The organism is Lentzea aerocolonigenes (genome assembly GCF_000955955.1).
In the GTDB taxonomy this organism is placed as follows: Bacteria; Actinomycetota; Actinomycetes; order Mycobacteriales; family Pseudonocardiaceae; genus Lentzea; species Lentzea aerocolonigenes_A.
Genome location: NZ_JYJG01000029.1, coordinates 82,202 through 95,363 on the forward strand (window position 1 = coordinate 82,202; position 13,162 = coordinate 95,363).

General features: G+C 71.2%; 11 protein-coding genes. 10 read left to right on the forward strand and 1 reads right to left on the reverse strand.

What is annotated here, in order from left to right; all coding sequences use genetic code 11:
* Positions 1 to 16: 16 nt before the first annotated feature.
* Positions 17 to 856 (reverse strand): peptidoglycan-binding domain-containing protein, encoded by an 840-nt coding sequence (locus UK23_RS06130; RefSeq protein WP_045310371.1) that lies wholly within the window; start codon positions 854 to 856, stop codon positions 17 to 19.
* A gap of 527 nt (positions 857 to 1,383) precedes the next feature.
* Here UK23_RS06130 and UK23_RS06135 point away from each other — a divergent pair.
* The 10 genes from UK23_RS06135 (at position 1,384) to UK23_RS06180 (ending at position 13,153) form a co-directional block, all read left to right on the forward strand.
* On the forward strand, positions 1,384 to 3,282 hold the full coding sequence (locus UK23_RS06135; protein WP_196777632.1) for an ABC transporter ATP-binding protein: 1,899 nt from the start codon (positions 1,384 to 1,386) through the stop codon (positions 3,280 to 3,282).
* Positions 3,282 to 5,066: an ABC transporter ATP-binding protein gene (locus tag UK23_RS06140; protein WP_045310372.1), complete on the forward strand. Its 1,785-nt coding sequence runs from the start codon at positions 3,282 to 3,284 to the stop codon at positions 5,064 to 5,066. The genes UK23_RS06135 and UK23_RS06140 overlap by 1 nt, the downstream gene beginning before the upstream one ends.
* Before the next feature lie 72 nt (positions 5,067 to 5,138).
* Positions 5,139 to 6,599: a glycoside hydrolase family 3 protein gene (locus tag UK23_RS06145; RefSeq protein ID WP_156212857.1), complete on the forward strand. Its 1,461-nt coding sequence runs from the start codon at positions 5,139 to 5,141 to the stop codon at positions 6,597 to 6,599.
* Between the two features lie 133 nt (positions 6,600 to 6,732).
* Positions 6,733 to 7,404: a 6-phosphogluconolactonase gene (gene pgl, locus UK23_RS06150; protein ID WP_052684406.1), complete on the forward strand. Its 672-nt coding sequence runs from the start codon at positions 6,733 to 6,735 to the stop codon at positions 7,402 to 7,404.
* The gene (locus UK23_RS06155) at positions 7,401 to 8,468 is read left to right on the forward strand and encodes an ROK family protein (protein WP_052684407.1); all 1,068 of its coding nucleotides are present in this window, start codon (positions 7,401 to 7,403) and stop codon (positions 8,466 to 8,468) included. Before pgl ends, UK23_RS06155 begins: the two co-directional genes overlap by 4 nt.
* Positions 8,465 to 9,601, forward strand: coding sequence for a sedoheptulose 7-phosphate cyclase (locus UK23_RS06160; protein WP_045310415.1), 1,137 nt, complete (start codon positions 8,465 to 8,467; stop codon positions 9,599 to 9,601). Before UK23_RS06155 ends, UK23_RS06160 begins: the two co-directional genes overlap by 4 nt.
* Entirely contained in the window at positions 9,598 to 10,695 is a 1,098-nt protein-coding gene (locus UK23_RS06165; protein WP_052684408.1) for a hypothetical protein, read from the forward strand. Before UK23_RS06160 ends, UK23_RS06165 begins: the two co-directional genes overlap by 4 nt.
* A 26-nt stretch (positions 10,696 to 10,721) precedes the next feature.
* Entirely contained in the window at positions 10,722 to 11,828 is a 1,107-nt protein-coding gene (locus tag UK23_RS06170) for a DegT/DnrJ/EryC1/StrS family aminotransferase (protein ID WP_045310375.1), read from the forward strand.
* Positions 11,829 to 12,494, forward strand: a complete 666-nt coding sequence (locus UK23_RS06175; protein ID WP_045310376.1) for a ribulose-phosphate 3-epimerase — start codon at positions 11,829 to 11,831, stop codon at positions 12,492 to 12,494. It abuts the gene before it with no gap.
* Positions 12,491 to 13,153 carry an HAD-IA family hydrolase gene (locus UK23_RS06180; protein ID WP_045310377.1) on the forward strand — a complete coding sequence of 221 codons (663 nt, stop codon included), beginning with the start codon at positions 12,491 to 12,493 and terminating at the stop codon, positions 13,151 to 13,153. Before UK23_RS06175 ends, UK23_RS06180 begins: the two co-directional genes overlap by 4 nt.
* Positions 13,154 to 13,162 lie beyond the last annotated feature (9 nt).

Here is a 13,162-nt window from a genome sequence, read left to right on the forward strand (position 1 = left end):
ATCGGGGTGCGGCTGGTCACTGCGCGCGCTGGTAGTCCTCCCAGGTCTTGATCGGGACCTTGGGGCCGTCGTCGGGGCGGTGGTTGGCGAGGCCGTTGAAGCCGAGGTAGTAGTCACCGACCTGGTTCTGGGCCTGGGTGGCCTGGTCGGTGTCGTTGATCGCCACGGCGTGGATGTGCCACGGCCACTGGCCCTGGGACGGGCTGCGGACCCAGGCGGCGAAGCCGACCTGGCGCAGCGCACGGGCGACTGAGGTGCGGGTGTCGGCGGACATGCCGTCGACGTTGATGTCCACGACGCCACCGCCGTCGTGGGTGCCGGCGGAGGTCGGGTCGCCGCCGGGGTTGTAGGAGCCCTGGTCCAGCTTGAGGTGACGGCCCAGCAGGCGTTCGGCTTCGGTGAGCATCGCCTGGGTGCGGGTGTTGACGACGTACCCGTCACGCTGGACCTTCGCGCCCGGCTTGATCACGTGGGAGACGGTGAACCGGCCCTGTCCGAGCGAGGTCAGCGAGCTCGCGCCGGGCAGCCCGTTCGCGGCCAGTCCGGTGTATCCGAGCGAACGCTGGTAGGCCGCGTACGCCTTGACGGTCGTGGTTCCGAAGTAGCCGTCCACCCACTGGGCGTCCAGCAGGTTGCGTGCCTGGAGTGCTCGCTCGACGGCCAGCACGGAGTCCTTGGCACCAGGGGTCAGCGTGTTGTCGGCGCGCTGGGGATCGATCTGGGCGGCCAGGACGGTGGCTTCCATGTTGACGACGGGCGCGGCTGAAGCCTGCGTCGCGCTCAACGTCAGGCTGCCCAGGACAGCGAAGCTCGCCAGCGCCGTGATGGCGCCCCTGGCCTTCATCTTCGTCTTCATGCGGTTTTTCTTTCCGTTCGATGGAGGTGCATTTCCCACGGCCAGAGGTCAGCCGGTCAGCGGGTCAGCCACACCGTTGGTCGGTCAACGCGGTGGTGTCCCCGGAGGCGGAGGCCTGCGCGGTTCCGGCTGCGCCTATGAGGACGGACACCGCGAAGGCCGCGGTAGTGGCTATTTCGGACATCGTCGTTCCCTTTGTTCTGGCAGTGGGGACAGCGCGAGCGCAGTGCCTTTGAACAAGGCTGGAACATGGCGCTGACAAAGCTCTGACATTGCTCTGACACGGCGATGAGCAGGCTGTTTCTTCTGTCTGCAAGAGGCGACGGCGCCGGCTGGGTGAGCGCGAGGTCGTGCACCTCGGCGCATATGCGGTTGGCGGCGGTTGTCCTTGCGAGCTTCACCGTGTCAGCGGAGACGTCAGGGCGAGGGCTGGGACGTTCAAGTGCGAATCACGTGCGGTTGAACATTGGCCGTGTTCGCGTGTTCGCGTCAGGATCGTTCCGCTCTCGTTGACGATCGTCAGAGGCTTGACACCTCCGGAGGTGGTTGTGCACGTCCGGCGACTTGTGTCCGCGTGTCGTGATCGGGTGCGGCACTGGGGTGCGATGTGGCGGCTGGCCCGGGTCGCGGGTACGCGCAGAGTCGTTGCCGCGGTGTCTTTGAACGTGGTGCTCGGGTTGTTGCCGCTTGTGTTCGTCGTCTGCGTCGCGGCGTTGCTGGGGCGGATTCCGGAGATCGGTCACGTGTCGGCTGGGCAGCGTTGGGGGGCGGTCGTGTGGCCTCTCGGGGTGTCTGTTGCGGTTTTTGTGTTGCAGCAGTTGCTCGAGCCCTTTCGGCACGCGATCGCGGAGAGCCTTGGGCGGGTGGTCGACAGCCGTTGTGCCGGTGACCTGATGTCCACCGTTTTGACGCGGACGCCGTTGAGGTCGTTGGAGCGTCAGGACACCCTCGATCTGCTCGTGGACAGCCGGAGTGCCTTCGAGGGGCAGGCGTTCACGCCCGGCGATGCCGTCGGGGGAGTGGTGTCGCTGGTGTACCGGTACGTGAACCTGGCGGGGGCGGTCGTGCTCGTCGGTGTGGTGCTGGGGCCCGGTCTCGCGGTCGTCGCGGGGGTGACGGCGTTGGTGATCAGGTTCGGGCAGCGGGGGTCGCTGGACCGGTTCGCCGCGATGTGGGGCGGGCTGGCCGGGTTGCGCCGGCGGGTGCGTTATGTGCGTGATGTCGCCAGTGCTCCCGGTGTTGCCAAGGAGGTCCGGGTTCTCGGGCTGCTGGATTGGGTGCTGCGCAGGCACGCGGTGGAGACCGATGCGATTCTGCGTCCATTGTGGAGGGCGCGGCGGGAGTTGTTGTTGCGGCCGTTCGTGTGGCTGGCCGTCGTTTGTCTTGTGGGTGGCACGGCTGTGCTGCTCGGCCTGGCGTGGTCGATCGCCGGCGGGAACCTGTCGATCTTTCAGATGACCGTGGCGCTGCAAGGTGTGCTCGTGCCGCTGCGGTTCGGAGTTTACTTTCCCGAGAGCGACACCAAGACGCAGTACGGGATGCGATCGCTGGCATCGATGCGCGAGCTTCAGCGGGCCGAGGCGGAGCCGGTGGGGGACGCGGGTGCGACGGTTCTGCCCGGTGGCAGCACGATTCGGTTCGAGGACGTCGTTTTTCGTTATGCCCCTGAGGGGCCGGTGGTGCTCGACCATCTGGACCTGGAGATCGAGGAAGGTCGTTCCACGGCCGTCGTCGGGCTCAACGGGGCGGGCAAGACCACCTTGGTGAAGCTGCTCACCCGGTTGCACGACCCGGAATCCGGACGTGTCACCGTTGGCGGCACTGACCTCCGGGACATCGATCCCCGTGCCTGGCAGCGCCGTTGTGCGGTGATCTTCCAGGACTACGTGCGGTACGAGTTGTCCGCGGGAGCGAACGTTCGCATGGGCGCGCCCGGTGTCACGGAACCCGCGCTCGTCGGCCCGGCTCTCGCCCGTGCGATCGACAAGGCCGGGCTTGGTGAGATCGTGGACGCACTGCCGCACGGCGCGGAAACCGTGTTGTCGCGCCAGTACGACGACGGGCACGAGTTGTCCGGTGGTCAGTGGCAACGTGTGGGGCTGGCCCGGGCTTTGTACGCCGTTGAACACGGTGCCGGGGTGCTGGTCCTGGACGAACCGACGGCGCAGTTCGACGCGCGGGCGGAGGCGCGGTTCTACGACGAGTTCCTCGGCTTGACCAAGGGGTTGACCACAGTGGTGATCTCCCACCGGTTCGCCGCGGTGCGCCGGGCGGATCGGATCGTCGTGCTGGAGAACGGGAAGGTCGCGGAGAGCGGGACGCACGACGAGCTCGTCGCCGCCGGGGGGCGCTACGCCGAGCTGTTCCGGTTGCAGGCGCAGCGGTTCCACGACGTGCTCGCCGGCGACCCGGTGGAAGTCATCTGATGTCGCGGCCGACCGGAAGCCTGTGGCCCGTCCTCGTCCTGGCCGCCCGCATCAGTCCGCGCAAGGTCGCGGGTGCGGCTTTCCTGCTGCTGACCGGTTATCTCGCCACGCCTGTGGTCGCGGTGCTGCTCAGCGTCGTCACCAGGGCGGCGGTGCAGCGGGACGTGCCGGCGGTGGTGTGGTGTGCCGTCGCGATCGCCGTGGTCGTGGTCTTCGAACTGCTCATGGGCCACTTCGCGCACCTGCTGTACTTCGAGGTCGGCGAGTCGCAGGAGACGGTGCTGCAGGAGCGCCTCGCCCGGATCACCAACGGCACCAGGGGTGTCGAGCACCTCGACAACGCCCGGTTCGCCGACGTGCTGACACTCGTCCGACGTGACCTGCCGGCCACGCGCGGTGTGCTGGAGGCGGCGCTTCAGCTGTGCGGATTGATCGCGCAGGCGCTGATCACCGTGGTGCTGCTCGGGTTTCTCATTCCGTGGCTGGCGTTGCTGCCCCTGGTGGCGGTGTTGCCGGTGCTCACCAGCCGTCGCGCGGACGCCGTCCTGGAGGCGGCCAAGGTGGCGGGCGCGGCGGACGAGCGGCGTGCGCGGAACCTCCTGATCCTGGGCACAACGGCGAACGCCGTCTGCGAGATGCGGCTCTACCAGGCCGAGGACGAGGTCCTGCGGCTGCACCGGGAAAGCCGCGCCGCCGCGGACCGGCTGCTGGAACGCGCCCGGCTGCGCGCTGCCGTGCTGCGGGCGGGCGGACAGCTGTGCTTCGCGCTGAGCTACGGCGCCGCGATCTTCCTGGTGGTGCGCCAGGCTTTGGCGGGACAGGCCGACGTCGCCGACCTCGTGCTCGTCATCGTGCTCGCGCTGCAGGTCGGCGCGCAGGTCGCCGCCGTGCTGGGGCTGCTCACCACCCTCCAGGGCGCCGGGCGGACGCTGACGCGCATCGACGAGCTGGAAGCCTTGGCACAGGCCGGGAGCACGTCAGAGGGCAGCGGGCCGGTGCCGGCGAGGCTGCGGACCGGCATCACGCTGGAGGGCGTCGGGTTCCGTTATCCGGGCACCGACGAGGAACGCCTGCACGACGTCAACCTGACGATCCCCGCGGGCAGCACCGTCGCGCTCATCGGTGAGAACGGGGCGGGCAAGAGCACGCTGGTCAAGCTGCTGTGCGGGCTGTACCGGCCCACCAGCGGGCGGATTCTCGTCGACGGCACCGAGTTGAGCGAGCTGTCCGCGGCGGACTGGGCGGCCAAGGTCGCCCCGCTGTTCCAGGACTTCGCGCGGCTCGACCTGCTGGTGCGGGAGAACGTCGGGGTCGGGGCGTTGCCGCGCATGCACGACGACGAGGTGCTGCGGGAGGCGCTGCGGTCGGCGAACGCGGACGCCGTGCTGCAGCGGGTGCCCGGCGGGCTCGACGGGCTGCTCGGGCGGGGCTACGGCGACGGGGCCGAGCTGTCCGGCGGCCAGTGGCAGACGGTGTGCCTGGCCCGCGCGCTCGTGCGGGAACGGCCGTTGCTGCTCGTGGCCGACGAACCCGCGTCCGCGCTGGACGCCACGGCGGAGCACGCCCTGTTCGAACGCTTCGCCGAACTGGCCAGGGCGGGGGCGCAGGACCGTGGCGCCGTGACGCTGTTCGTGTCCCACCGGTACTCCACGGTGCGCACCGCCGACTTGATCATCGTGCTCGACCGGGGCCGGATGGCCGAGTCGGGCACGCACGCGCAGCTGATGAACAACGGCGGTGCCTACGCCGAACTGTTCCGTCTGCAAGCCCGCGCTTACCTCTGATCGCATTCCGGCGATATCGGCGGCCGTGTTCAACCGCTGATTCTTCGGCATCTGAACAACCGGGAGGCCTTGGTGTCCTACGCTGAATTGGTCAATTCCTGCCTGCTCCCGTCCTACGGCGGCGCGGATCCCGGTGACTGGTGGAAGCGGGAGCTCGACAACGGCCTGGCCGGGCTGGTGTTGTTCGGCGCCGACCTGGGGCCGCTCAACGGCGAAGTGGGCGCGCTCGCGACCGGGAAACTGCGCGCCCACCGCCCGGACATGATCATCGCCCTGGACGAGGAGGGCGGTGACATCACCAGGGCCGAGTACCACCGGGGCAGCAACTACCCCGGCAACCTCGCCCTCGGCGCGGTGGACGACCCGGCGCTCACCGGTGCGGTCGCCGAGGCCATCGCCGCGGACCTGATCGACCTCGGAGTCTCCGTCAACCTCGCCCCCAGCGTGGACGTCTGCCCCGGTGCCCACCTGCCGGTGCTCGGCACCCGGTCGTTCCACGCCGACCCGGCCAGGGTCGCCGAGCACGCCTGCGCGTTCGTCGACGGCCTGCAGAAGCACGGTGTGGCCGCGACCGCGAAGCACTTCCCGGGACTGGGCTCGACCAGCACCGACTCGCACTTCGCGCTGCCGTCCGTGGACGACCCGGAGGAGGTGCTGCGGGCCCGCGACCTGGTGCCTTTCGCGGCGACCGTCCGCGCGGGCGTGCGGGCGGTGATGACAGGGCACGTGCTGGCGGCCGCCGTCGACAGCACGCCGGCCACCTTCAGCCGGCGGTTCGTCACCGACATCCTGCGCGGTGAACTGGGGTTCGGCGGTGTGGTGATCAGCGACGCGCTCGACATGGAACCCGCGCGGGCGGGGCGGGGGTTCGCGGGCGCGGCGGTCCGGGCCTGGCAGGCCGGGGTGGACCTGATGATCCTCGGGCCGCGGGACGGCGAACGGATCTGCGCGGAGATCAGGGAGGGTGCGCTCGCGGCGATCGAGGACGGCACTCTTCCGCTCGCCCGGCTGGAGGAGGCGGCCGGCCGCGTCGCCGACCTGCGGAAGTGGAGCGGCGAACCGCGCAGGCCGGCCGCGGATCTCAGTGGCACCGGGATCGTCGCGGCTCGCCGGGCGTTGGCGGTGCGCGGCGAGCCGCCCGCTCCCGGACGGTGGTTCGTCGTCGAGCTGCGGCCGGAGCCGAGCATCTCGTGCGGCACCGTGCCCTGGGGCCTGATCAAGCCGCTGACCAGGCTCGGAGGGGTGTCCGGCGCGATCGAGGTGCCCGAGGGCGCGGCCGGGGTGGAGCTGCCGGACGGGCCGGTCGTCGTGGTCGTGCGGGCCGACTCGGAGCGGACGTGGCAGGACGAGGCCCTCGCCCGGATCCTGCGCCGGCGTCCCGACGCGGTCGTGGTCGACATGGGCTACTGCGACGTGCCGGTCCCGCCCGGCACGGTGGTGCTGAAGACGTTCGGCGCGGGCCTGGTGAACGCGGTGGCGGCGAGCGAGCTGCTGTCCGGCCGCCGGACCGCGGGCGCGCCCCGCGACTGCTGAGCGATTCTTCGTGCGCATTTGTGTGTTCAATCGGAAAGTGGTTGCCCGGCATCGCCGGTGATACGTTTCTTTGGTCGAAAAAACGGTGTTCCAGGCCCACGGGGGTACGGCAGTGCATTCCGACAATTCATTTGTGCTGCCGACCGCGGACGCGGTCGCCCAGGACGCGGCCGCGCGAATCGCCGGCGCCATCCGGGCGACGGTGGCCGATCGCGGTTCGTGCGTCGTCGCGCTGACCGGCGGGAACACCCCGGTCCCGATCTACCGGCGGCTCGCGGGGCACGACGTGCCGTGGGACCGGGTGCACGTCACGCAGACCGACGACCGGGTGCTGCCGGCGGCCGAGACCGGGCTGAACTGGCGCACGATCGAGGAGACGTTGCTCGACCCGGCCGGCGTGCCCGCGGAGCGCAGGCACCCGATGCCGGTGAGCGGTGACCCCGAGGCGGGCGCAGGCGCGTACGCGGAACTGCTGAAGTCGTTGACCGACAAGGGAAGCGCCGATCTCGTGCTGCTCCAGCTCGGCCCGGACGGGCACCTCGCGTCGCTGTTCGACGGCCGGTACGACCCCGAGGACCAGGCCGGCGTCGCGGTCACCTCGCCCGGCGAGGGCGTGCTGCGGATGACCCAGACCCTGCCGTCGCTGACCGGGGCGGCCACGCGGATCGTGGTGGCGACCGGCGCGGGCAAGGCGGAGGCGGTCGCCAAGGTGCGGGCGAGCACGCCGGACACGCTGGCGACTCGGACGTTCCTGGGCTCCGGCGGGGTGCTGCTGCTGGACGATGAGGCGGGCGCGGGGCGTTGACGACGCCGTTGGCCGGTGGTTTCTCGGCTGGGCTGGCCCGGTCGAGCGCGGTGCCGGTGGTGGTGTTCGACCTCGGCGGCACCTGGTCGCGGTCCGGCGTGCTGGACGGTCGCGAGGTCGTCGGCCTGGAACGCACACCCACGAGCACGGTTCTCGGTGGCGTGCGGGCCGGTGACGAGGCACGGCGGCGGATCATCAGCTGGCTGGCGGAGACGTTCGACCGGATCAGCGGCGCGACCAGGGTGGCGAGGTGCGCGGTCTCCCTGGGCGCGGCCATGGACGGACGAACCGGCGAGGTGGTCGGCGCGGCGCCGCTGTTCGGCGCCGAGCGGTTCTCCTGGTGGCCGGAGAAGGAGCTGCGGCTGGCGCGTCCGGAGGTGGCGTGGACCGTGGTCAACGACGTGTCCGCGCTCGCGTACGCGTTGCTGCACAACGACGACGTGAACCAGGCCGGCACGGCCGCCGCGGTCACCGTGAGCACCGGCATCGCCTACCGCACGATCGACCTGGCGACCGGGCACATCCCGTACGACCGGGACAACGGCCTGCAGGGCGAGATCGGGCACCTCCCGTCCAGAATGGACTGGGAGGGCCGGCCGGTCACCGCTCTGTGCGACTGCGGGGCGCGCGACCACGTGAGCGCGTTCGCCTCCGGTGCGGCGGTAGAGCGGTTCCTGCGGGAGATCCGGTCGCCCCGCTGGGGTGTCCCGGACGGCACGGTCGAGACGTTCGCCGCCTCTGTCCACAACGGACACGCGGGGGCCCGCGCCGTGCTCGACGCCGTGACGATGCCGATGGCCGAAGTCGTGCTGGCGCAGGCCTGTCTCAACCCGCGGGTCGAGCACACCGTGTTCACCGGCGGCGTCGTCGACGGTCTCGGCGAGCACTACCTGGCGAGCCTGACCGGCAACCTCGGCCGCCTCGGCCTGTACGGGGTGAGCGACCGGGATCCCGGCTACTTCGCCCGCAGGCTGCGCACCGGCCAGGCCGACCGGCTCGACGCGTTGCGCGGGGCGGGCATCCACGCGAGGGGTTTCCGACAAGGGGGAGCGTGCACGGCATGAAGCTGGGCGACTGGACCGTCCGTGCCGTCCGGGAGGTGTCCTACCGGGTGACCGAGGTCGTGGACCTGCTGGCGCCCGGCAACGACGCGCTCGCCGAGGCGGCCAGGTGCAGCCCCGGCAGCCGGCGGCTGGTCCTGGTGGACGAGAACGTGCTTTCCCTGCGCGGTGAGGAGATCAGGGCCTACTTCACCGACCGGCGGGTCGTCCCGGTGGTCGTCGGCGTGCCCGGCGGTGAGGCCACCAAGACGTTGCGCTGGGTCGAGAAGATCGGCCTGGCCGCGGACTCGGCAGGACTGGACCGCCGGGACCCGATCGTCGCCGTCGGCGGCGGGGTGCTGACCGACGTGGCCGGGCTCGCGGCCAGCCTCTACCGCCGCGGCACGCCGTACGTGCGGGTGCCGACGACGCTGATCGGCCAGGTCGACGCGGCCGTGGGCGCCAAGACCGGGATCAACCTGCACGGCGGCAAGAACCGGCTGGGCTCCTACCACCCCGCCGACCACACGCTGCTCGACCGCGGCTTCCTGGCCACGCTGCCCCAGCGGCACGTCGCCAACGGGCTCGCCGAGATCGTGAAGATGGCGGTGATCCGCGACGCGGTCCTGTTCGGCCTGCTCGACGCGGAGGTCGAGGACCTCGCCAGGATCCGGCTCTCCGGTGAGACCGGGCAACGGGTGATGCACCGCGCGATCACGGGCATGCTGGCCGAGCTCGAGGTGAACCTGTGGGAGCACGACCTGCGCCGGGTCGTGGACTTCGGCCACACGATCAGCCCGGCGGTGGAGATGGCGGCCGACCCGGTGCTGCTGCACGGCGAGGCCGTGTCGATCGACATGGCGCTGTCCTGCGTGCTGGCCGCCGGTCGCGGGCTGCTCGGCCACGCCGACACGGCGCGGGTGCTGACGTTGTTGCGCAGAGCCGGTCTGCCGGTCTGGAACCCGGTGTGCGACCTCGGTTTCCTGTGGTCCGCGGTCGAGGACTCGGTCCGTCACCGCGGCGGCCGGCAGAGCATCCCGCTGCCCAGTGGCATCGGTACCTGCGTGTTCGTCGACGACGTGACCGAGGACGAACTGCGCGTCTGCGTGTCTGAGCTGCACCGGCTGGCCGGCACCGAGGCGGGGATCCCGGCATGAGCACCGACGTGGCGTGGATCCGCACCGCGGACGGCGGACTGTCCTTGGAGGACCGCAACGATCGGGCGGAGGGATCGCTGCGGGTGCTCAGGGCGGGCATCTGCGGGACGGACCTGCAGATCCAGCGCGGCGTCCGCGGCGACGTGGCCGCCGTGCTCGGTCACGAGGGCCTCGCCGAGCACCGCACGCAGGCAGGTGTCCGGCGGGTGATCTTCAACCCGGTGGCGGCCGACGACCAGGACGTCATCCTCGGGCACTCCTTCGACGGCATCTTCCGCCGGTGGTTCCCGGCCGCGGACGGTGCCGCGGTGCTGCGCGACCTGGTGCCCGCCCGGCCCGATCTGCCCGCGGATCTCGCCGCGCTTGTCGAACCGCTCGGCGCGGTCCTGTACGGCTGGGACCTCGTGGACGCCCCCGGCCCGGTGGGAATCTGGGGTGGCGGGACGACGGCGGTGCTCGCCGCGATCGTCGGCGAGCTGCGCGGGTCGCCGGTGACCTTGGTGCACACCAGGAAGGAGCGCCTCGACTACCTGCGCGGCCGCGAGGTCCTGACGACCGGTGTGCTCACCACTCGATCACCGGGAGCGCTCACCGGAGCGTTCGTCTGCCTGCCGCGAGAGGCCGCGGGACAGGCGCTCGCCAGTGCGCTGCCGTTGCTGGTGGACGGCGCGACCGTCGACCTGTTCGGCGGCTTCGGCCGGGGAGCCGCGCACCGGCTGACCGGGGGAGTGGATCTCGGCGAAGTCCGCCGTGCCAACGCGTCCGGGTTCCCGGTGCCCGGCCACCGCACCACCGTCACGTCCCCAGCGGGCAGGCGGGTCAACCTGACCGGGCACCGGGGCACGTCCGCGGATCACCTCCTCCGCGCGCAGGATCTCCTCTGCCGGCAACCGGAACGGTTCGGGCGCCTGCTGTCCCACGTGTACTCGCTGGAGGAGGCCGGCGCCGTCCTGCACTCCATGGCGACCGACCGGCCGGGGAACCGGGTCACCGGCGAGCACCTCAAGGTCGTGATCGACCCGACCCTGCCCGCGGGCACGAGCCGGGCCCCCGACCTCACCACGCTCGTCCACGAAGTCCCTTGTGGACTCTGAACCGCGCCACGGCGGAGAGGAACGGCATGCTGGTTTCGCGCTACGGCTATCCATCGCAGTTCGGTGACATCGACGAGCTGGGCGGCCGGATCACCGAACTGCTGTTGTCCGGCGACTACATCACCGGCAAGCCCGTCGCCGCGTTCGAGCGCAATCTCGCCGACTACCTCGGCGCGGGCCACGCGACGGGTGTCAACTCCGGCACGGACGCGCTGATCCTCGCGCTGCTCACGCTGGACGTCGGTGCCGGGGACGAGGTCGTCACCGTCGCGAACACCTTTCACGCCACCGTTCTCGCCATCGCGCGGGTCGGCGCGCGGCCGGTGCTCGTGGACAGCACGGACACCGACCAGATGATGGACCTGGACCGGCTGGAAGCCGCGATCACCCCGCGCACCAAGGCGATCATCGCCGTGCACATGTTCGGCGAGGTGCTGGACATGAACGATGTCGTTGAGGTGGCCCGAAAGCACGGCCTGGCCGTCGTCGAGGACTGCGCGCAGGCCATCGGAGCCCGCCGCGACGGCAGAGCCGCCGGCACGTTCGGCGACATCGGGTGCTTCAGCTTCCACCCGTCGAAGAACCTGGCCGCCGCGGGCGACGCGGGCGCGGTGGTGACGAGCGATCCCGTGCTGGCCGAACGGTTGCGGCAGCTGCGCAACCTCGGTCAGCGGGAGCAGAACCACCACGACGCGCTCGGGCTGAACAGCCGCATGTCCTCGTTCCAGGCCCTGGTCCTCGACCACAAGCTGCCCAGCCTGGACGAGTGGAACCGGCGGCGCCGCGCCGTCGCCGCCCGCTACACCGAGGCGCTGGAGTCGTTGCCGGTGCGGGTCCTGGACGTCAGCGAGGACCACGTCGGGCACATGTACCAGGTGATCGTCCCCGAGCGCGACCGCACGCTGGCGGAGCTGCGCGACCGCGGTGTCGACGCCGTGCTGCGCTACCCGGTGCCCATCGCGCGGCAGCCCGCGTTCGCCGGGTTCGGGTTCGTCCCCGAGGACTACCCGAACGCGGACTTCCTGGCGCACAACGCGTTGTGCCTGCCCATGCGTCCCGACCTCACCCCGACCGAGATCGACACGGTGACGACGGCCCTCGCGGCGGTCGTCGGCCGGACGGAGGAGAACTAGATGACCGACGTGGCCGTGGTGCCCTCGCTGTTCGGCGCCGATCCACTGGGATATGGGCAGGCGGTGGCCGACGTCGCCGCCACCGACGCCGAGCTGCTGCACCTGGACGTGATGGACGGGGTGTTCGTCCCCGACATCAGCTTCGGGCTGAAGGCCGTCCGCGCCATCCGCGCCGCCTTCCCGCGCAGACTGGACGTGCATCTGCAGGTCGACCGCCCGGAGACGCACCTGCCAGGGCTCGTCGACGCGGGCGTGGACCTGGTGTCGGTGCACGTGGAGAACACCCCGCACCTCGCGAGGTTGTTGCGCGACTTGGAAAAGGCGGGTGTCGAGCGCGGTGTCGTGCTGAACCCCGGCACCCCGCTGACCGCCGTCGAGGAGATCGCGCACCTGGTGGAACAGGTCGTCGTCATGGCGGTCAACCCCGGCACCAGCGACTTCCTGGACTACACCGTGGCGAAGATCGCGCGGTTGCGCGCCGCGCTCGACGAACGCGGGCTGGGCCACATCCGGGTCGCCGCGGACGGTGGCGTCACCGCGGAGCGAGCCGCCGCGCTGCGGGCCGCCGGCGCCGACAGGTTGATCATCGCTTCGGCGTTGTTCACCGATCCGGCCGGAGTGCAGGCGGCGTACAAGGCGCTGGGCGACGCCGCGAGGGGCGAGTGAGCACGCCGGAGCCGTGGCTGCTGTTCGACGTCGACGGCACCCTGGTCGACTCGGCCGGGCTGATCGAGGACGTCTGGCGGCAGGTCGCGGCCGAGTTCGGGGTGGACGGCGAAGCGATCCTGGCGGTCTGTCACGGCCGTCGTGACGCCGAGGTCGTCCCGATGTTCTTCCAGCCCGACGACGTCGTCCGGGTGCTGGCACGCATCCAGGACCTCGAACTGGCCGGGGCGGGGCGGGCCAGGGCGCTTCCCGGTGCGCTCGACCTGCTGCGAGGGCTGCCGCCCGGCCGGTGGGCCGCGGTGACCTCCGGGCCCAGCAGGGCCGTGACCGCCCGGCTGGCCGGCGCGGGCCTGCCGGTGCCGGAGGTGCTGGTCGCGGCGGACCACGTCGAGAACGGGAAACCCGATCCGGAGGGCTACCTCGCCGCGGCGTCGGCGCTGGGCGCGGATCCGAGCCGGTGCGTGGTCGTGGAGGACGCGCCTGCGGGGGTCGGTGCGGGCAGGAGTGCCGGGATGTTCGTCATCGCGGTGACCACGACGCACCCCGCCGCGGAACTGGCGGAGGCGGACGTCGTCGTGACCGGGCTCGCCGACGTCCCCGGTGTGCTGGCGGGCGCATTCGTGCCCGCGCCGCGCAACCAGTCGGAATTCAGCAGTTGAACGCGCGTT

Bases quoted from the DNA above. Each gene is read 5' to 3' on its own strand.
- UK23_RS06170 (WP_045310375.1), top strand. From the start codon at position 10,722: ATGCTGGTTTCGCGCTACGGCTATCCATCGCAGTTCGGTGACATCGAC.
- UK23_RS06140 (WP_045310372.1), top strand. From the start codon at position 3,282: ATGTCGCGGCCGACCGGAAGCCTGTGGCCCGTCCTCGTCCTGGCCGCC.
- UK23_RS06130 (WP_045310371.1), bottom strand. From the start codon at position 856: ATGAAGACGAAGATGAAGGCCAGGGGCGCCATCACGGCGCTGGCGAGC.
- UK23_RS06165 (WP_052684408.1), top strand. From the start codon at position 9,598: ATGAGCACCGACGTGGCGTGGATCCGCACCGCGGACGGCGGACTGTCC.
- UK23_RS06175 (WP_045310376.1), top strand. From the start codon at position 11,829: ATGACCGACGTGGCCGTGGTGCCCTCGCTGTTCGGCGCCGATCCACTG.
- UK23_RS06160 (WP_045310415.1), top strand. From the start codon at position 8,465: ATGAAGCTGGGCGACTGGACCGTCCGTGCCGTCCGGGAGGTGTCCTAC.